Genomic DNA, 19555 nt, shown 5'->3' on the forward strand with positions numbered 1-19555 from the left:
ATGGAGCCGGCGTTGTCGTTCTCCGGAGACGACGCCGGGAACGGAGCCCGGCATGCGGAAAGCCTTCGGTACCGCCGAGTGTACGCGAGATCCGGCCGGATCCAGCTCTCCGGACGACCCCGGATCGGCCCCTGCCCGCAGTAGTGTTGACGCACCGAGGACGTTACAGACGCCCGCACCCGAACCGGCGTCAACCTCGGGCACTCAGCCGGTTCGTCGCGAGCCGGAGACGGGCACGCCATGGCCACCGACCGCACCTTCCCGTACCCGATCACCGGACTCTTCGACGGTGCCCGGTGGCCGCGCTCGCACGAGCCGAGAAGCGAACCACCCTCTCTGATCGCCGCGCTGCGCGGCCGAGTCGGCCCGATCCTGCCCGTCAGCGTGGAACGGACGGCCAGGAACACGGTGCCGCACCGGGTCACGGTCGACGGGCAGGTGGTACGCATCAATCGCTTCTCTTCCAGCGTCCACACCATCGGTGTGGGCGACGGACACCAGGACCGCTTCCTGTTGCTGGTCGTCCCGCCACGGACCCGTCCGGCCGCGGCCCGCACCGCGATGGCTTCGGCGGCCGCCCCTGGCAACAGCACTCTGGCCCCCTGGATCCTCACCGCCGCGTCCCTGGGCCCAGCCGCCGAGGGCGCTCCCCCACCCGCCCCGCCTGGCGCAACGGCACAGCGAATTGGCCGCCGCCCTGGCCGCCGCCATGGCCGGTCCCGCTGCCGCCCGGGCCGCAGCCACTGCCGCCCCGGCCACAGCCCGGCGGCTGACCGCGGAGCGGCAGGATGCGCACAGTCGGCCACATGCGCGCGTCCGGGTCCGCCGGCGGAAGCGTCTGCTCAGATCCTAGGCGCGGCTTCGTCCGGGCCAAGGCGAAGCCGCTCGACGGCGACCAGCGCGGCGGCGGCGCCGAAGTGACCGCCGGCATGCGCCCGCAGGTCGCGCCGCAGCTTCGCGAGCAGCGCGGCCGGGGAACCCCGGGCCCAGCGGCCGATCCGCTCGTCGAAGAGGTAGAAGATCAGCCCGGAGTCGCGAGCATCGATCACCCCGTCGCGGCCATCAGCAGCCGGTCCCCCGGCTCGACGGGGGACGGTGTCGGCGTCACCGATGCAGCACTCCCGCAGCCAGCGTCTGGGCCTGACGAGCGATCGACACCCGGCCCACCACCAGGGCAAGCTGAAGCCGGAACGCGTAGCCACGGCGGATGAGCGCGTGCGACGCGTGCTGCACGAACCAGCTTTGCGCGGGAGCCGATTGAGGGGTCATTGCCCGTGGCCCCATTCGGTATGAGCTTGCGCTCCGGCCCCCGGCGGGGCGGTCTGCCCGATTCGTGACGCTCTGGAGACCAGTTCCGGGCTCCCGGCGTACCGACGGTCGAGCTCTCGGGAATGGGAGCCACCGGGTCGCGCTGAGGCCCGAAGTGAACGACTGTCGCACTCGTCTCCGGCCGCACCGGGCAGGTCGGGTGCGGGGTGCTTCCAGCCGGGCGGGTAACGGCGGAACCGCTCGTTGAGGCGCCCGCGACCTCGTCTCTTCATCGCTGGAACCTGTACTGCGCGGTCCTCCGGGTCATGCGGGACCAACCACAGCGGGGTTCGCTGCAGCCAAGCCTCGATTGCGCGCCAGGCCGTCTTCGCCGTCTCGGCGGCCCAAGACCTTGCCGTACCGGCGCAGAGCCGTTCGAGGCCGCCCGACACCCGGTAGACGACCGCGACCGCTGCCATACCTCGAACTACCGTTCGGCCCGGCCGTGACGCTACCCGTTGGCCGGACCGTGCCCACGCGCGCGTCCGGCGCGCCGCTGCACCCGGTGGTCGCTACGTGACCGCCGCTCCGCGTCGACACGGTTTCCGCGAGACCCACCCGTCGGACCGCTCCATGAGGACCGGATCGTCCAAACCGCGCTCAGCGCGCGACTACCTCTCCCCGCCGGCTCCGGCGCGGGCCGGCTTTCCGTTCGCCTGCGCAGGTAGCGGCGGCTACGGGCCCGGCTGGGAAACCCGCCGACTCACGGACTCCACTGCCCCTCGTATCGGAGCCGTGGAGAGCAGGCGCCCCTATGCGGCGTGTTGGCGCCTGTGGCCGGTCCTAGAAGCTGAGCAGGCCGATGACGTGGCCGTCGTGGTCCACTACCGGCCAGATGTCCAGGCCGCGGGCGCGCATGGCGGCGGCCGCGGCGGCGGCGGGCATGCCGATGGTGGCGAACGGGGCACGGTCGAGGACGATGTCGCGCACCGGGGTGCGTTCGGTATACCAGGGCCGGCCCTGGAACGGCGCGAGGTGCAGGCGGGTCAGCAGTCCGGCGCAGCGGCCGTCCTCGTCGCGGACCAGGAGGTGGTCGGCGCCGGAGCTGAGCAGGACGTCTATCGCGGCGTCGACGGTGACGTGGTCGCTGATCTGCAGCTCCGGGCGTGTCATCAGGTCGCCGACCGTGAGGGTGGTGGCGGGGCGGTCGAGGGTGGTGGTCATGGGCGGACTCCTTGGTGTCTGGCCCGCCGTGGCCGCGGCGAGCGGATCACTGGCGGTGGGACGGCCGACGATCCGCCGGAGCGGGCCGCGGTACTGCTGACAGACTTCACGTGCGGCCGTCGCGGGCAGCGGGCGGCGGCAGGCTGTCGGGTCCGGTCGGCAGCATCCAGCCGGGCTATGCGGCGACGGCGAGGCGCCCGGGAGCGGTGCTGCTGGAGCCGTTGGCGCTCTGCGCGTTGCGGCCGGCGTTGGCGGGGCGGCTGCGGCGGCCGCGAGTGGTGGACGGGCTGCGGCGGGGGCGTTCGACGATGGGGGCCGTGATCACGGTGGGGATGCCGGTGGGGACGCGGGCGCCGGTGATGCGAGCCAGGTCCGCGTCGCCGGCGCTGACACGGGTGGTGACGGGGGTGATGGCGGCTGTGATCATCATGCGGGCCATCTCGCGGCGCTGGTTGGGCAGCACGAGGGTGACGACGGTGCCGGACTGGCCGGCGCGGGCGGTGCGCCCGCCCCGGTGCAGGTAGTCCTTGTGGTCGGCCGGCGGGTCCAGGTTGACGACCAGGTCGAGGCCGTCGACGTGGATGCCCCGGGCGGCGACGTTGGTGGCGATCAGCGCGGTGACCTGGCCGGTGCGGAACTGTTCCAGGGTGCGGGTGCGCTGGGGCTGGGACTTGCCGCCGTGCAGGGCCGCGGCCTTCACGCCGTTCGCGAGCAGGTCCTCGACCAGGCGGTCCGCGCCGTGCTTGGTGTCGGTGAACATGATCACCCCGCCGTCGCGGGACGCGATGTGGGCGATGGTGGCGTTCTTGTCGGAGTTCTGCACGTGCAGCACGTGGTGCTCCATGGTGCTGACCGCCCCGGCAGACGGGTCCACCGAGTGGGTGACCGGGTCGTTGAGGAAGCACCGCACCAGGCGGTCGACGTTGCGGTCCAGGGTGGCGGAGAACAGCATCGTCTGGCCGCCGTCAGCGACCTGCTCGAGGAGCTCGGTGACCTGCGGGAGGAAACCCATGTCGGCCATCTGGTCCGCCTCGTCAAGGACGGTGATGCCGACCCCGTCCAACTGGCAGTCGCCCCGCTGGATCAGGTCCTTGAGCCGGCCGGGGGTGGCCACCACGACCTCCGCCCCGCGGTTCAGCGCCTGCGCCTGGCGGCCGATCGACATCCCGCCCACCACGGCAGCCATCCGCAGCCGCACCGCGTGGGCGTAGGGGGTGAGGGCGTCGGTGACCTGTTGCGCAAGCTCGCGGGTGGGGACCAGCACCAGGGCCAGCGGGCGGCGCGGCTCGGCACGCTGCCCGGCGGTGCGGGCCAGCACGGCCAGGCCGAACGCGATGGTCTTCCCGGAGCCGGTACGACCTCGTCCCAGCACGTCACGGCCGGCCAGCGAGTTCGGCAGCGTCGCGGCCTGGATCGGGAACGGCGCCGTGACGCCCTGGCGGGTCAGCACCGCCAGCAGGGCCTTCGGCATGTTCAGTTCGTCGAAGGCCTCGACGGCCGGCAGCGCCGGGATGGTGCTCACCGGCATCGCGAACTCGCCCTGCGGGGAGAAGCTCTGACGAGCGCTACGGCCGCCAGAGGGGCGGTCGCCGTAGAAGGAGCTGCCACCGGACCCGGCCCTGGAGCCGCTGCCACCTCCAGCGCGGGAAGAGGCCGAGGAGCGGGAGTTGGTGTTCTGGTACGAGGAGCGACTGGAGCGGTTCATGGGAAACCTTCCTGGGTCGGCACGTTGCGAGGCGGCTCCGCAGCGCGGGGTGCCGGCAGGAGGCCGCGAGGGAACGGGCCGTAAGTGTGGAGAGCGGGGCGTGGACGGTAAAACCGTGCGGCACGTCACCTCAGGCCAGCGCTCACCGGCAGGGCGGGAGCGAAGATCCTCGAACCGTGGGATGTCACGGCAGGGCGCCTATCCGGACGCGGCGCTGGGCATCTCGCGTGAGGATGGCCGCCAGTGGTGGAGCCACGGGGGCCGGAACGGCCAGGATGGGGCGCGTTGGTGCAATGCCGAGGGGCCCGCACCGGGCGTGTACGCGGTGCGGGCCCCTCGCTGCTAGGCGGGTGCCGTGGCAGAAGAACTACAGCGGACGAATGTTCTCGGCCTGCGGGCCCTTCTGGCCCTGCGTGACGTCGAACTCGACCTTCTGGCCCTCGAGCAGCTCACGGAAGCCATTGGCATTGATGTTCGAGTAGTGGGCGAACACGTCAGCGCCGCCACCGTCCTGCTCGATAAAGCCGAAGCCCTTTTCCGCGTTGAACCACTTCACAGTGCCATTAGCCATAAAGAAATCTCCTTCAAGGGGCTGTCCGAAGCACACACAGTGCGGGCTCCGAGTCGCCGCGATGAGCACCCACCCGGGGAAGAGCCGGGAAACAAAAATGCGCCTGCAATACATCAGCAGGCGCACACAAAGTTCATGGGAACCACTACTGCAACTACCCTGAACTGTAGCAGGCCCGAGTGCGCGGTGGTGGAATATTCCGTCCCAGTAGTGTCGGCTCCTCCCCCAAGGCGACGGCGCTGCGGGGTCACAGCCGCCAGCATGCATGCCTCCTGGGGTAGTTGCCGACTTGGCCGCAGGCTCAGACCGAGCAGGGGAACCTGCAGAGGCGCCCGGCGCACAGTGGCGCAGCGGGCAGGGATCAGTCGGCGGAAACGCCCTTCCCGGCAGCCAGGGACGGGCCGGGTGCACCGCGCACTACTGCGATTTCCATCCATCGGAAGGTTGACCGTGCGGTCAACCTTCCGCTCCGCGAATTCGATTTCTCCGGAGGGCCCCGGTTTCACATTTGCCGTTGGCCCCCATCGAGCGCACCGCTGTGGAGCACATCCGGATGCTCGTCACGTCGGGGCGAGGCGGCCGCGGGCGAGTGCCGAACCGTGACCGGCCGTCGGGTCATGATGCCTCCGGCCCGGCCGCAGGCGGCGCCTGGCGGGCGTAGCGGTATCTTCCGGGCCAGTGCGGCCCCTTGGCGGACCAGATCAGTGCGGGCCACCGCTGGTCCCGGCCTGACCGACCAGCGGAGATGCAAGCTCCTACGGGCGCAGACACGAAAGCGGGTGACCGGGAGCGCGAGTACCCGGCCCCCTGCGGGGCGTCACCGTCCGCAGGCGACTGGCGAGCACCCAAGCGGAAACGATGCGCTGCACAGTCCGCCCGACCACTCACGACAGCGCGAGCACCGACGCGCCGACCGGTGCGGCACACCGGAGTGAAGCGGTGCGTGTGCGCCCCTGTCTGCGGGAACGGAGGCCGACGCCGGCATAGGCGCGGCCCGGCCGACGCGGGAGGTAGCGGCCGGGCCGAGCCGGTGTGCAGGCGACCGCGCACCCATCGACGATATGACGTGTCGAGCCGGCGGGCGCTGCTACAGGTGCGGGCCGATCACCCGAAGTGATCGTCAGATATCGGAGTAGCTGAGGTCCCCAACCGTCCAGCTGCTGATGTCCTCGATCGCGATGCGGTACATCCCGCCGGTGTGAGGGAGCCCGAAATTACCTTGCAGGATCCTCGCCCGGTGCAGGTGGAGGTGGGTGGGGCGCGCCGGCGGACCCCCACAGTCGGGGTGAACAGGGCCGCGAACGGCTTCAGGTGCTCCGAGGCCCGGAGGACCTCCGCGACCCGCTCCCACCACAGGGCCACCGGCGCGAGCCGGCCGGTGATCACCGCACCGGGAACCACCACTGTCAACGACATCTGATTATTGTGCTCGGATTCGACCATCGCGGCGATGTCGACGAGCAGCCCGTCAGGGTTCGACATGACACCCAGACTAGGACACCGGCTCCCGGCCCCCGCACCGCCCTGGGCCGCCCACTCGGGAATGGTTGCAGGTGCTCGGCAACGGGTGAAACGAGGGCCACGAGCACCTCGGGCCGGCATGCCGAACGCGGGTCGCCCTCGCCGGAGCCGCCGGGCTGCCGGTGGGCTTCCGCGTCCCGGCCGCTTCACGCGCGGCGCCGACGGTCGCGGGGTGAGCATCGACCGGGCGCTGCCCGCGGCGTGGTGGGAGCGTGGGCGCGGTCCGGTCGACGAAACGGCGCCGGGCCCGGGCCCACGCCGCGGGGCAGGCGTCATGACCGGCGCAAAACGGGAGCGGATGAACGCCCCGGGTGTGAACTCCGGTCCAGCAGCACGTCGGCACGCTCCCTGCCTCGCTGGCGGCCTGCGGTGAGCGGATGCCGCCCACCATGGACCGCTCCCGCTGCCCAAGGCGTCAGGTGTCGGCTTCCGGCTCCTGGCCGTGCGGGGAGCGGCGGAGCTGTTCGTTGATGCGCAGGGCCTCCTCGAGTTGGTCCTCGAGGATGACGATGCGGCAGGCGGCGTCGATGGCGGTGCCCTGGTCGACGAGGTCGCGGGCGCGCATCGCGATGCGCAGCTGGTAGCGGGAGTAGCGGCGGTGTCCGCCGCCGGAGCGCAGTGGGGTGATGAGGCCGTGTTCGCCGAGGGCGCGTAGGAAGCCGGGTGTGGTGCCGGTCATCTCCGCGGCGCGGCCCATGGTGTAGGCGGGGTAGTCGTCGTCGTCGAGACGATCGGGTGTGTGCGGGGTTTCGGGGGTGTGGGGGGTGTGGGGTCGGATGGCGGTCGTGGTCACTGCACCTCTTCTTGTCGGGGGCCGGGGACGCGTCGAGGGGCCCCGGTGCCGTAGTGGCTCCGGGGCCCCGAAGGGGAAACAACACCATCTACCGGCCCTGGGCCGGGTTTTTTAGGTCCGCATCGCCCATGGGGCGTGCGGGGATCGCGTATGCGTGACCGGAAACCACCGTCCTCGTACTCACAGGGGTCTGCGGTGTCCGCCCGGGTAACCACCTCACGGGCCGGGCGATCCTGATGGCGCTCTGTCCCTCCATTCCTCTGTGTACCGACCGGGAACTGACTTACTGCAACTGCGGGAACTGCTGAACTGCCAACCACTGGTACTGCGAACTGCCCTACTGCTGTGGCGGTCCCGAGGGCCCGCCCCTGTCCGGCAGCCAGCCCCGTCGCCCGTCCTGCTCACCCGCTCGGCTTGGAACCCCACTGCCCGGACCTCCCAGCACGCACGCCGGCAGCCTGGCGCCATTTGCTGGGATACCGCGTCCTGCGACTGCCGGTACCGCTCACTCAACTTCACTTGCCGGTACTGCACCTACCTGTACTGCCTTGTACTGCGATACCGCTGCGGCGGCCCCTGACACCTGCGGGCCGCCCGGCCCGGCCGCCGGTCCTGTCACCTTGCTGAGGCTTCCTGGCTTCAGGACCCTGCCGCCGTGCCGAACTGCGAACTTCTCCCGGCAGTTCGTGTCTGCCGGGTACCTCTCGACTACTTCCTACGAGACAAACACTAGCCACACCAATGGCCAATGTCTACTCCAGCGAGAGCAGATTTTTCCGCACGTGTTGGAGAGGTATCCTCCCTCCCGCACGAGAGGCGGCCCGCTCACCACAACCACGGGGGTTGCGACCGGGGCCGGCCGCAACGCAGGACGGAGGAAGCCCCGCGCGTCCAGCACCCCCGGGGCCACGAACGAACGAAAGGCCGGCAGTGGAAGGACCTCAGGCAGAGCCCGCGGTGCGCCCACCCGCGCCGCACACCCAGGCATCACTGGCGGCCGCCATCACCGAAGCCGTCCACGACCGCGACCAACGAGGCCTGCGCCGGCTCCTCGCCCGCTTCGCCGAACAGGCCACCCTCACCGACCTGCCCGCCCTGCGCCACGCCCTCGACACCACCCGCCACCACCGCGGCCACCCGCCCACACCTTGAGCGCACGGACCCGACGCCCGACCGCCGGCCACTGAATCGGCCCCCACCGCCGACCCGCACCACATACGGCTGCCATCACCGGGCCCGGGTAGGAGCGGGGGCGGCCGCCCCGGTGACCGGTTCGGAGCTCTCCCCGGCCCGAGTGCTCAGGTGCCAGCGCCGCAGACCGAGCACACGCACCAGCACAGCGACCGGCGGCAGCGCCAGCCGGCCGCCCGCGTACACGACCACGCGCCACCCGAACACGTCAGCACACGGACCCTCGCGCACCCCGCCGTAGACCTTCCCCGACACGTCACCCACAGCGGGCCGTGGGAGCCGCTGGACGAAGCGGCGGCCGCCGTGCGTGACCAGGACGCGGCCCGGTGGCGGCCGGCCACCGCCGCGGCCGTGCCGGACCAACCCGGGGCCGGCCGACGGGCGGTGAGCGAAGCCGTGCAGGCGGCCGTCCTCGGCGATGTCCTGCGAGAACCTCGGCAGGCCCGGCAGATCCGCACGTGGCCGCGCGCCGCCGACTTCCCGCCGGTCTGGCACCGGGAGATCTACACCGTCCTGGTCGCGCAGGTCCTCTACGCCCAGGTCAGGGACGATACGTCGGAGAGGAGCAGGGGCGGCGACCGCAGGGCTGGTCACTGCCGTTGTCGAGCGCCTTCGCGCTCAGGCGCAGCCGGCACGGAGCCTGAATACGGGGGTGGGAGCAGGTCGGCCAGTACGTGGCGTGGCTGGCGGCCGACGCGGTGCCGGACCCGAGCCTGGTGGTGGACTACGGGCAGGTCGTGGCCGGCGCGGCGGTCGATAGGCCTCTCGGTGAGGACGGGGAGTCCAGCGAGCAGGCGCTGCTCGCAGCGTTGATGACGCAGCCCGCCGCAGCCAGGGACCTGTGTGGCTGGCTGCGGGCCGAGGACTTCGGTGACGAGAGGCTCGGCCGCATCTACGCGGTGCTCGTCGAGCAGGAGCTGCGGAACGAGCCGCAGATCGCCGGACGGGGGAGGGTGAACATGGCCGGGCGCCGACTGCGGTGGTCATGGCCGGCCTCGTCGCGGCTGCCGAGTCCGAGCAGTGGCCGGTGGATTAGGGAACGTGGCCAGCGGCGAGGGCGGCACTGATGCAACTGGCCGCCGGGGCACCGGGCGTGCACGGCAGGCAGGCTGCGGCCATCGGGCGACGCGTCCTCCAGGACAGCGTCCTGCGCACGGTGGCGGCCGGGGAACGCACCTCGTTCGGCCGGGCTCTCGGTTCTGACCTCCATGATCTGTATGAAGAGGGGATCACCCCCTCGGCGGCCCGGACGGTGTCGGCGGCTCACGCAGTGACTGAACGGGCACGTCCGCGGCTCAGCGGGGTGTGTCGAGCACGTTGCGGATACGCGTGGCGACGTGCAGATTGAGGCGGGTCTCGACGTTGCTGAGGTCGTGTCCGGTGATCTCGCGGATGCGTTGGAGGCGGTAGCGGACGGTGCTGCGGTGAATGAGGAGCGTCTCGGAGGTCGCGTCGTAGCTGCCGCCGCTCTCCAGATAGCGCGAGAGTGTCGTCACCAGCTCGGTGTGGTGGCGGGCGTCGTAGTGCAGCAGCCGACCCAGCCATTCGTGGACGAAGCGGTCGGCTTCCCGTTCGCCGTCGCCGGTGCCCATCATGCGGCACAGGCCCAGCTCCTCGAAACCGGTGCTGCCGTACGGATGCCGGGACTGGCGGCGGACGGTGAGGGCGCGGACGGCCTCGTCGTAGGAGTGCGGCAGATCGGTGAAGACGTCGCAGTGGCCGCCGACCCCGATCGCGCCGGTCCCGGTGCCGAGTTCGTCCGAGACGGCCCGATGCAGCTCGCCTCCCGGATCGCGCCGGTCCTCACCGGCGATCAGGACAACGGTGGTCTCGCCACGAGAGCCGATGAGCACGTCCCATCGCAGCCGCCCGGCCGCGCGCAGCACCGCGTCGCCGAGCGCGGCCCTTCCGGTCATCCCGGCCCATTCCAGTGCGGCGACCCGGTGCTGACGGCGCAGGTCGTGGCCCAGGGATGCCGCCTGGGCGAGGACGTCTTCGGTTGCTTCACCCGAGATCAGCCGGTCGACTACGTCGCACCTCAGGTGGGGCTGCTCCAGCTCAGCCAGCCTGCGCTCGTGAAAGAGCAGGGGAGCCAGCACCAGAGCGGCATGTTCGAGCGTCGAGGTGTCCGTTTCCGCCGCCCGCCGGTCCGGATCGACCAGCGCGACCACGCCGAGCAGGTCACCGGCCATCTCGATGGGGGCGATCAGCCGGTTCCGGTCCCGTACAGCGCCGGGCCGACACCGCGCGCGGTCCATCAGGGCGTTCCTGCGCCGGCTCTCCGGCCCCGCGCCCGCTCCGCGGGGGATCCTCTCCGGGGTTCGCTCCGACCGGGACCCGCCCAGGCCCGCGGGTTGCCGAAGCGGTCCTCGGTGAGAACAGCGAATCCCGTGTGGTCGCACAGGACCTGCAGGATTCCTGCCTCGCCCCTGCCGGAGACGGCGGCGCGAGACAGCGCCTCGTGGACGGCGAGCTGCGAGGTCAGGGCGGAGATCGCTGCGCGGGGGCCGGCGCCCTCAATCCCCCGCAAGCTCTCCGACCCGGCGTGGTCTGACTCTCCCCGGCGCCCGGTGTGGCGCGCGAGGGCGATCCCGGTCTGCTGTGCGAGCAGATCGGTGAGGGTGATCTCCTCGACAGAGGGAGTGGTCAAGGAGCGGACGACAAGATAGCCGAGGCAGTGGTTCCGGTACCGCAGCGCGATGGCCCATACCCACGGCCGGCCGGGCTCGTGCAGGTGCTGGCTGTGGCCGTCCAGAGCGTCGATCTGCTGGTCGAGCCTGTCAGCGGCCGCCACTTCGGCGGCGGTGGCTTCATCCGGGGCTTCGCCACTGGCGTCTACCGCTGGCTCCCGCGCTGCCGGGTCCCCCGGCCGGCCCAGGGCGAATGCAGCCATCCGGCGCGGTGGGCAGCGCCGCGCCAGGCCGTGGTGCATGGCATACGCGGCTTCGGCGGTGAAAGGGCCGGTGGCGACGATCGCCGCCATGGCACCCCACAGCACCTCGCGCTCGTCGCCGCCGTCGAGCATGACCGTCACCAGCCGCAGCAGCGCGTGTCGCGCGGCCCCCGGCCCTGGGATGGCGGGGGTGGGTCCGGCGGTCGGAGAGGGAACAGCGCCCATCGCAGGTCCCTTCGCGGCTCGACAGCGGCTTCCCCTTCCACGTTACGCCGCTCGGCGCGGGTCCCTGCTGCCAGCTGTGCCGCGTTCCCGTCCTGGCGGACTGGAACGGCGGGGCGGTTTGGTCCTGCCGGGACGAGGAAACGCGCCGCCGTTCCAGCAAGGCTGCGAGGTGTGCGGTCCCGGCAGCCCGCCGACAAGGTCTTAAGCCGCGACGGAGGAGATTCCCATGGCGAAGGCAGTAGGTATCGACCTCGGTACCACCAACTCGGTCATCGCGGTCTGGGAGGGCGGTGAGCCCTCCGTTGTCCCGAACGCCGAGGGGAACAGGACCACCCCGTCGGTCGTCGCCTTCTCCGACAGTGGTGATCGGCTGGTCGGGCAACTCGCGCGCCGGCAGTCGATCCTCAATCCCAAAGGCACCATCACCTCGGCCAAGCGGTTTATCGGCCGTCGCTACGACGAGGTCTCCGACGAGGCCAAGGCGGTTTCCTTCGACGTGGTCGAGGGGCCGGGCGGTGTGGCTCGCTTCGAGGTGAAGGGCAAGCAGTACGCGCCGGAGGAGATCAGCGCGCAGGTGCTGCGGAAGTTGACCGACGATGCCGGGAAGGCGCTCGGCGAGCGGGTCACGGAGGCGGTCATCACTGTGCCGGCGTACTTCAACGACGCGCAGCGCCAGGCAACCAAGGACGCCGGGAAGATCGCCGGTCTTGAGGTCCTGCGGATCATCAACGAGCCGACCGCCGCCGCGCTGGCCTACGGGCTGGACAAGAAGGGCCACGAGACGGTCATGGTCTTCGACCTCGGGGGCGGCACCTTCGACATCAGCATCCTGGACGTCGGGGACGGCGTTGTGGAGGTCCGCGCCACCGCGGGCGACTCGCACCTGGGCGGCGACGACTTCGACCGCCGGGTGGTGGACCATCTGGCCGACGGATTCCAGAAGGCCGAGGGCATCGACCTGCGCAAGGACCCGCAGGCACTGCAGCGCCTGTTCGAGGCGGCAGAGAAGGCGAAGACCGAACTGAGCTCGGTCACCCAGACCCAGGTCAGTCTGCCCTTCGTTACGGCAGACGCCTCCGGGCCGAAGCACCTCACCGAGACGCTCCGCCGCGCCACCTTCGAGCAGATCACCGCCGACCTGGTGGAGCGCTGCCTCGGCCCGGTCAAGCAGGCGATGAGCGACGCCAAGATCACCGAAAACGACATCGACGAGGTCATACTCGTCGGCGGCTCGACCCGTATCCCCGCCGTGCAGACGCTGGTACGGCGGCTGACCGGCGGCAAGGACCCGAACATGAGCGTCAACCCGGACGAGGTCGTGGCGCTGGGCGCCGCCACCCAGGCCGGCGTGCTCAAGGGCGAGGTCAAGGACGTCCTGCTGCTGGACGTCATCCCGCTGTCTCTGGGCGTGGAGACAGCGGGCGGCGTGATGACCAAGATCATCGAGCGGAACACCACCATCCCGGCCCGCCGCTCGGAGACCTTCTCCACCGCCGAGGACAACCAGCCGGCCGTGGACATCGTGGTGCTCCAGGGCGAACGCGAGATGGCCGCCGACAACCGGGTGCTCGGCCGCTTCCGACTGGAGAACCTCAGGCCGGCCCGCCGCGGCGAGACCCAGATCGAGGTCACCTTCGACATCGACGCCAACGGCATCCTCAAGGTCAGCGCCAAGGACAAGGACACCGGAGCCGAGCAGGGCATCACCATCAGTGAAGGCTCCAACCTCGACCCGTCCGAGGTCGAGCGGATGATCCAGGAAGCCGAGGCCCACCGCAGCTCCGACCTGGCCCTGCGCGAGGTCATAGATGCCCGCAACGAGCTGGATGCCGCCGCCTACCAGGTCGAGCGCCGGCTGCACGAGTTGGAGGACGCCGCGCCGGAGCACGAGCGGGCCCGCGCTCAGATGCTCATCGAAGAGGCGCGTGCCGCCGACAAGCAGGAGGCGCCGCTGGACCGGGTCCGTGGTCTCATTTCCGAACTCCAGCAGATCCACGCGGCGCTGGCCTCCCACGCCGCCAGGGCCGGGCAGCCGGGCGCCGAGCCCGGTGCGGGGCCCGGCCCCGGTCCCGGGGGCGGATCTCAGGTTGGCGACGACGACGTCATCGATGCCGACTTCGACAAGAGCTGAGGCCCCGGCATGTCGGATCAGGAACAGAGCCGCCGCCCCGTGGCCAGCTCCGCCGAGGACCAGCTCCCGCCCGGCCCCGCGCAGCCGGCGGCGGCCGAACCCCGGGCCCACGAGGCCGCGGGAAGGGCACGGCCGCCCGACGAGACGCGACAGGAGTCGCCCGAGGAGCAGGGCGCCCGTATCGCGGAACTGGAGGACAAGTGGCGGCGTGCGCTCGCCGACGTCGACAACATCCGCAAGCGGTACGCCCGCGAACGCCCCCGAGAGCTGGAGGCCGAGCGGGCCAGGGTGGCCTCCGCGTGGCTCCCCGTCGTCGACAACCTCGACCTGGCCCTGGAGCACGCAGACTCGGACTCCGGGGCGATCGTCAGCGGTGTCAAGGCGGTACGCGACCAGGCCGTCGAGGTGCTGCGAAGGCTCGGTTACCCCCGCTACGAGGAGACCGGCGTCCCCTTCCACCCCGAACTCCACGAAGTGGTGTCCGTGGTGGATGAGCCGGACACCGCTCCGGGCACTGTCGTGAAGGTGCTGCGGCCCGGCTACGGCGAACCCGGCCGCCAATTGCGGCCGGCCGCAGTAGTGGTCAGCCGCACGCAGGGGTGAGGCCGCCATGGCAGAGGACTACTACGAGGTGCTGGGCGTCCCCCGCACCGCCGACGCCGCAGAGATCCAGCAGGCGTTCCGTACCCTGGCCCGCCGTTACCACCCGGACGTCAACCGCGATCCGGCTGCCGAGGAGCGCTTCAAGCAGATCAACGAGGCGTACGGCGTGCTGTCCGACCCCGACACCCGGTCCCGCTACGACCGCTTCGGCCCGGACTTCCGGCAGATTCCGGAGGACTACGACGAGCGGGTCGCGGCCGGCCCCGGCTTCGGCAGCGGCGCGTACCGCGGCAGTCCCTTCGGAGGCGCCCGAGGAGCCGACCGGTCGGGTGCCCGCACCTGGACGCAGACCGACTTCGACACTTCCGGCGTGGACTTCGAGGACCTCTTCGGGGGCATGTTCGGCGGCCGGGCCGGCCGCGCCGGGCGGGGCAGCCCGATCCCCGGCGCAGACCAGGAAGCCGAACTCACGCTCAGCCTGGAGGAGGCATACCGCGGCGGCAAGCGGAAGATCACCCTGGGCGGCCCCGGCGGGGAGCGCGGCTACGACGTCAGCATCCCGGCCGGGGTGGTCGACGGGCAGCGCATCAGGCTCGCGGGAGAGGGCGGCCGAGGCCGAGGACCGGGATCCTCCGGGGACCTGTACCTCCTGGTCAGGATCGCCCCCCACCCGCGATACCGGCTCGTCGGGCGCGACATCCACGTCGATCTGCCCGTCAGCGCCTGGGAAGCCGCCCTCGGCGCGACGGTGCCTGTCTCCGGTCCGGGCGGGACGGTCAAGGTGCACGTGCCGCCCGGCACCTCCACCGGCCGCCGGCTGCGGCTGCGCGGCGAGGGGATGCCTCATCCCAAAGGTTCCCCCGGTGACCTCTACGCCGAGATCAAGGTGATGGTGCCGCCCTCGCCCGGCCCGCGCGAACGAGAGCTGTTCGAGGAACTGGCCGCCGTCTCCTCCTTCGACCCGAGGAAGCAGACATGAGAGCCGATCACCGTGATCCCGCCGACGGCGCCGGACAGACTGGCGCCCGGGCCGCCTATCCCCTGGTTCGGGTCTACCGGACCAGCCCCTACCAGCTCACCATCGCCGAGGTGGCCGCCCACAGCGGGCTGCCCCCGACCTGGTACGCCGCTTCGTGGCCCTCGGGCTGGTGGACACCGAGCGTGACGCCCGGGGCCGACTGTGGTTCCGGGCCGGCGCGCCGTCGGCCATCGCCCGCGTACAGCGGCTGCGGGCCGGACTGTGCCTCAATTACGCGGCCGTTGGCGTCGTCATGGACCTGCTCGACCGTATCGATCGCCTGGAGGCCGCGCTGCGGCGCAGCGAACGAGCCGCCAAGGAGCCCACGACATGGACATGAACCGCCTCACCCAGAAGTCCCAGGAAGCGCTCCAGGCAGCGCAGAGCGTCGCTGTACGGATGGGCCAGACCGAGGTGGACGGGGAGCACCTGCTGCTGGCCCTGCTCGATCAGCAGGACGGCCTGACCACCCGTCTGCTGGCCGGGGCAGGCGCCGACCCGGCCGCCCTTCGGGACAGCGTCGAGTCCGATCTCTCCAAGCGCCCGCGCACGACCGGTCCGGGCGCCGCCCCCGGCCAGGTGATGGTGACCCAGCGGCTGGCCCGACTCCTCGACACCGCGGAGCAGGAGGCCAAGCGGCTCAAGGACGAGTACGTCTCCACCGAGCACCTGGTGCTGGCCCTGGTGGACGAGGGTTCGACCACCGCGGCCGGCCGGCGGCTCGGCGAACAGGGCGTCAGTAAGGACTCCTTCCTCGCCGCTCTCACCACGGTGCGCGGGAATCAACGGGTCACATCCGCCAATCCAGAGGAAGCGTACGAGGCCCTGGAGAAGTACGGGCGCGACCTCGTCGTGGAGGCTCGCACCGGCCGCCTCGACCCGGTGATCGGCCGGGACGCCGAGATCCGCCGGGTGATCCAGATCCTCAGCCGGAAGACCAAGAACAACCCAGTCCTCATCGGCGAGCCCGGGGTCGGCAAGACCGCCATCGTCGAGGGCCTGGCGCAGCGGATCGTGCGCGGTGACGTGCCCGAAGGGCTGCGGGACAAGACGGTGTTCTCGCTCGACATGGGCTCGCTGGTGGCCGGAGCCAAGTACCGTGGCGAGTTCGAGGAGAGGCTGAAGGCCGTACTGGCCGAGGTCAAGGGCGCCGAGGGCCGGATCCTGGTCTTCGTGGACGAGCTGCACACCGTCGTCGGGGCCGGTGCCGCCGAAGGCGCCATGGACGCGGGCAACATGCTCAAGCCCATGCTGGCCCGCGGTGAGCTGCACATGATCGGCGCGACCACGCTGGACGAGTACCGCAAGCACATCGAGTCCGACGCAGCGCTGGAGCGCCGCTTCCAGACCGTGCTGGTGGACGAGCCGACCGTCGAGGACGCGATCTCCATCCTGCGCGGCATCCGCGAGCGGCTGGAGATCTTCCACGGCGTCAAGATCCAGGACAACGCTCTGGTCGCCGCGGCGACCCTCAGCCACCGGTACATCAGCGACCGCTTCCTCCCGGACAAGGCCATCGACCTGGTCGACGAGGCCTGCGCGCGGCTGCGCACCGAGATCGACTCGATGCCCGCGGAACTCGACGAACTCTCCCGCCGGGCCACCCGGCTGGAGATCGAGGAGGCCGCACTCGACCAGGAGACCGACCCCGCCAGCCGGGCCCGCCTGGAGGACCTGCGCCGTGAACTGGCAGACCTGCGCGGCGAGGTGGACGCCAAACACGCCCAGTGGGAGGCCGAGCGCCAGGCCATCCGGAAGGTCCAGGACCTGCGCAAGCAACTGGAAGCCGCCCGGCAGGATGCCGAGCAGGCCGAACGTGCCTACGATCTCAACCGGGCCGCCCAGCTCCGCTACGGAACCGTCGCCGAACTGGAGCGCCGCCTGGCCGCCGAGGAGGAACAGCTCGCCACCAAGCAGGGCGAGAGCCGGCTGCTGCGCGAGGTGGTCACCGCCGAGGAGATCGCCGATATCGTCTCCGCGTGGACCGGCATCCCCGTCACCCGTCTCCAGGAGGGCGAGCGGCAGAAGCTGCTCAAGCTCGACGAGATCCTGCGCGAGCGGGTGGTCGGGCAGGACGAGGCCGTACAGCTCGTCGCCGACGCGGTGATCCGGGCCCGCTCCGGAGTGCGCGACCCGCGCCGGCCGATCGGCTCCTTCGTCTTCCTCGGCCCCACCGGCGTCGGCAAGACCGAGCTGGCCAAGACACTGGCCGCCGCGCTGTTCGACAGCGAGACCAACATGATCCGCCTCGACATGAGCGAGTACCAGGAGCGGCACACCGTCAGCCGGCTGGTCGGCGCGCCCCCGGATATGTGGGCTACGACGAGGGCGGCCAGCTCACCGAGGCGGTGCGCCGCAAGCCGTACGCGGTGGTCCTGTTCGACGAGATCGAGAAGGCGCACGCGGACGTCTTCAACACGCTGCTCCAGGTGCTGGACGACGGCCGGATCACCGACGCCCAGGGCCGAACCGTCGACTTCCGCAACACCGTGATCATCATGACCTCGAATCTGGGCTCCCAGTACCTGCTCCAGGACGCCACCCAGGCCGGCGAGATCAAGCCCGAGGCGCGGGCGCTGGTGATGACCGAGCTCAACGGCCACTTCCGTCCCGAGTTCCTCAACCGCATCGACGACATCGTTCTCTTCCACCCGCTCGGTATCGCACAGATCGAGCGCATCGTCGATCTGCTCCTCGAAGAGCTGCGCAACCGCCTCTCCGAGCAGCGCATCGCCCTCGTCCTCACCGAGCCGGCCCGCCGACTGATCGCGAGCGAGGGCTACGACCCGGTGTACGGGGCCAGGCCGCTGCGCCGCTTCATCTCGCACGAGGTCGAGACCAGGATCGGGCGCGCGCTGCTCAGTGGTGAGGCACGTGAAGGCGTGACCATCCTGGTCGACACCAGGGGCGACGAACTGACCGTCACCCTCCAAGACGAGCCGCAGGAGCCGGGATGAGTACTTCTCCAGCAGGCCACGCCCACCTCGGCGGCAGTACGTGGACGGTCGCCTGCGCCAACTGCGGCCGGACCAATCGCGTACCCGCCGCGGCAAAGGGCAGCCCGCGCTGCGGCAACTGCCGGGCCCCGCTGCCGTGGATCGCCGAAGCGGGCGATGCCGACTTCGGAAAGGTCGCCGAGCAGGCGGACCTGCCCGTGCTCGTCGACCTCTGGGCAAGCTGGTGCGGTCCCTGCCGCATGGTGAGCCCCGCCCTCGAACAGGTCGCCAAGGACCTGGCCGGCCAGATCAAGCTCGTGAAGGTCGACATCGACGAGTCGCCCCACCTGGCGCGGCGGTTCGAGGTCCAAGCCGTTCCCACCCTGTTGATTCTCGACCGCGGCAGGCCGGTCGCCCGCCAGACCGGTGCCGCGCCGGCGCACGCGCTTCGCCGGTGGGTGGACGAGTCACTGTCGGCGTCCCACGGGTCAGCCGATCCCACCTCGGGGAGGCCGCGATGACCACTCTGCCCGACCCGCACCTGTCCATGGTCCGGCCTGTCACGCCCAGAACCCCGCAGGGCTGCGAGGACTGCCTGCGCATGGGGGCTCCGTGGGTGCATCTGCGTCTGTGCCTGACCTGCGGCCACGTCGGCTGCTGCGACTCCTCGCCGATGCGGCACGCCCGTGCTCACGCGGCGAGCGACGGGCACCCGGTTGTACGGTCGTTCGAGCCCGGTGAGGACTGGCGGTGGTGCTTCGTGCACGAGGCGATGGTCTGAGCCCGGCAGCCTCGCCCGGCCGTGCTTCTTCCAGCCTGCGAAGTCTGCTTCTGCTTCCGCCTCGCTTTCCGGTTCCGCCGCTGTCTCCGTCGAAGGGAGTGAACCGTGACCGCCACCAGTGCCTCGAACGTCGCCGACGTCTACGGCGCCTATCCTCGGCTGACGGACGACCAGATTGCGATCCTGAGATCCTGCGGACGGGTACGGCCGGTCCTCGAGGGGAACACCTCGTCCGGGCGGGCGAACCCAGCGAGGACTTCTTTGTCGTCCTCAGCGGCACGGTGGCCGTGGTCGAAGACCACGGCGACCAGGAGCACGTCGTCCAGTTGCACGGCCCGCACAGCTTCCTCGGCGAACTCGGCCTCCTGGAAGGCCAGACGGCCGTCCTCAGCGCGGTGGTGCGCACGCCCGGCGAGGTGCTGGCCGTCGGTTCGGCCGCCCTGCGCGACCTGCTCAGCGGCGAGCCCGCGCTCGGCGACGTGATCCTGCGGGCCTACGTGCTGCGGCGTACCATGCTGGCCGGCGCAGGAACGGGCTTCCGTATCATCGGCTCCGCCTTCTCGCCCGACACGCGGCGGCTGCTGGAGTTCGCCGCCCGTAACCGCCTCCCGCACCGCTGGGCCGATCTGGAGAAGGACACCGAGGCCGAGGCGCTGCTGACGCGTCTTGGCGTCACACCGCAGGAAACCCCGGTCGTCGTCTGGCACGACCACCG

General features: G+C 71.1%; 16 protein-coding genes and 3 pseudogenes. 11 read left to right on the plus strand and 8 right to left on the minus strand.

Annotation, left to right across the window (positions count from 1 at the left end):
• The first annotated feature begins 240 nt into the window (after positions 1-240).
• Complete coding sequence (locus ABEB13_RS40160) at positions 241-921, plus strand: DUF5994 family protein (protein WP_425559847.1); 681 nt, start codon at positions 241-243, stop codon at positions 919-921.
• Here ABEB13_RS40160 and ABEB13_RS01660 read toward each other — a convergent pair.
• From ABEB13_RS01660 to ABEB13_RS01685, 6 genes and pseudogenes are all read right to left on the minus strand, one after another.
• Positions 843-1049: a hypothetical protein gene (locus tag ABEB13_RS01660; RefSeq protein WP_345703927.1), complete on the minus strand. Its 207-nt coding sequence runs from the start codon at positions 1047-1049 to the stop codon at positions 843-845. The genes ABEB13_RS40160 and ABEB13_RS01660 overlap by 79 nt on opposite strands.
• A gap of 1042 nt (positions 1050-2091) precedes the next feature.
• The gene (locus ABEB13_RS01665) at positions 2092-2472 is read right to left on the minus strand and encodes a CBS domain-containing protein (protein ID WP_345703928.1); all 381 of its coding nucleotides are present in this window, start codon (positions 2470-2472) and stop codon (positions 2092-2094) included.
• A gap of 175 nt (positions 2473-2647) precedes the next feature.
• On the minus strand, positions 2648-4177 hold the full coding sequence (locus ABEB13_RS01670) for a DEAD/DEAH box helicase (RefSeq protein ID WP_345703929.1): 1530 nt from the start codon (positions 4175-4177) through the stop codon (positions 2648-2650).
• A 367-nt stretch (positions 4178-4544) separates the two neighbouring features.
• On the minus strand, positions 4545-4748 hold the full coding sequence (locus ABEB13_RS01675) for a cold-shock protein (protein WP_099897249.1): 204 nt from the start codon (positions 4746-4748) through the stop codon (positions 4545-4547).
• 1120 nt (positions 4749-5868) lie between these two features.
• A pseudogene (locus ABEB13_RS01680) lies at positions 5869-6230 on the minus strand (hypothetical protein).
• Positions 6231-6684: 454 nt separating this feature from the next.
• Complete coding sequence (locus ABEB13_RS01685) at positions 6685-6966, minus strand: helix-turn-helix domain-containing protein (RefSeq protein ID WP_345709501.1); 282 nt, start codon at positions 6964-6966, stop codon at positions 6685-6687.
• A 1053-nt stretch (positions 6967-8019) separates the two neighbouring features.
• On the opposite strand from ABEB13_RS01685, the gene ABEB13_RS01690 reads away from it, so the two are divergent.
• Positions 8020-8214, plus strand: a complete 195-nt coding sequence (locus ABEB13_RS01690; protein WP_345703930.1) for a hypothetical protein — start codon at positions 8020-8022, stop codon at positions 8212-8214.
• A 713-nt stretch (positions 8215-8927) separates the two neighbouring features.
• Positions 8928-9320: a DnaB-like helicase N-terminal domain-containing protein gene (locus ABEB13_RS01695; protein ID WP_345703931.1), complete on the plus strand. Its 393-nt coding sequence runs from the start codon at positions 8928-8930 to the stop codon at positions 9318-9320.
• 228 nt (positions 9321-9548) lie between these two features.
• Here ABEB13_RS01695 and ABEB13_RS01700 read toward each other — a convergent pair whose 3' ends face one another.
• Positions 9549-10511: a PucR family transcriptional regulator gene (locus ABEB13_RS01700; protein WP_345703932.1), complete on the minus strand. Its 963-nt coding sequence runs from the start codon at positions 10509-10511 to the stop codon at positions 9549-9551.
• The gene (locus ABEB13_RS01705) at positions 10511-11287 is read right to left on the minus strand and encodes a hypothetical protein (RefSeq protein ID WP_345703933.1); all 777 of its coding nucleotides are present in this window, start codon (positions 11285-11287) and stop codon (positions 10511-10513) included. Before ABEB13_RS01705 ends, ABEB13_RS01700 begins: the two co-directional genes overlap by 1 nt.
• A gap of 310 nt (positions 11288-11597) precedes the next feature.
• Here ABEB13_RS01705 and dnaK point away from each other — a divergent pair, with 310 nt between their 5' ends.
• From dnaK to ABEB13_RS40165, 8 genes and pseudogenes are all read left to right on the plus strand, one after another.
• Positions 11598-13502 carry a molecular chaperone DnaK gene (gene dnaK / locus ABEB13_RS01710; RefSeq protein ID WP_345703934.1) on the plus strand — a complete coding sequence of 635 codons (1905 nt, stop codon included), beginning with the start codon at positions 11598-11600 and terminating at the stop codon, positions 13500-13502.
• 9 nt (positions 13503-13511) lie between these two features.
• The gene (locus ABEB13_RS01715) at positions 13512-14105 is read left to right on the plus strand and encodes a nucleotide exchange factor GrpE (protein WP_345703935.1); all 594 of its coding nucleotides are present in this window, start codon (positions 13512-13514) and stop codon (positions 14103-14105) included.
• A gap of 7 nt (positions 14106-14112) precedes the next feature.
• Positions 14113-15084: a DnaJ C-terminal domain-containing protein gene (locus tag ABEB13_RS01720; RefSeq protein WP_345703936.1), complete on the plus strand. Its 972-nt coding sequence runs from the start codon at positions 14113-14115 to the stop codon at positions 15082-15084.
• A 169-nt stretch (positions 15085-15253) separates the two neighbouring features.
• Positions 15254-15463 (plus strand): chaperone modulator CbpM, encoded by a 210-nt coding sequence (locus ABEB13_RS01725; protein ID WP_425559848.1) that lies wholly within the window; start codon positions 15254-15256, stop codon positions 15461-15463.
• A pseudogene (clpB, locus tag ABEB13_RS01730) lies at positions 15454-18080 on the plus strand (ATP-dependent chaperone ClpB). The gene ABEB13_RS01725 and the pseudogene clpB overlap by 10 nt, the downstream one beginning before the upstream one ends.
• Positions 18077-18580, plus strand: coding sequence for a thioredoxin (gene trxA, locus ABEB13_RS01735; protein WP_345703937.1), 504 nt, complete (start codon positions 18077-18079; stop codon positions 18578-18580). Before clpB ends, trxA begins: the two are co-directional and overlap by 4 nt.
• Positions 18577-18840: a UBP-type zinc finger domain-containing protein gene (locus ABEB13_RS01740; RefSeq protein ID WP_345703938.1), complete on the plus strand. Its 264-nt coding sequence runs from the start codon at positions 18577-18579 to the stop codon at positions 18838-18840. Before trxA ends, ABEB13_RS01740 begins: the two co-directional genes overlap by 4 nt.
• Before the next feature lie 98 nt (positions 18841-18938).
• Positions 18939-19238: pseudogene (locus ABEB13_RS40165) on the plus strand (cyclic nucleotide-binding domain-containing protein); the annotation flags it as partial.
• Positions 19239-19555 lie beyond the last annotated feature (317 nt).

It is taken from the genome of Kitasatospora paranensis (assembly GCF_039544005.1).
GTDB lineage: Bacteria > Actinomycetota > Actinomycetes > Streptomycetales > Streptomycetaceae > Kitasatospora > Kitasatospora paranensis.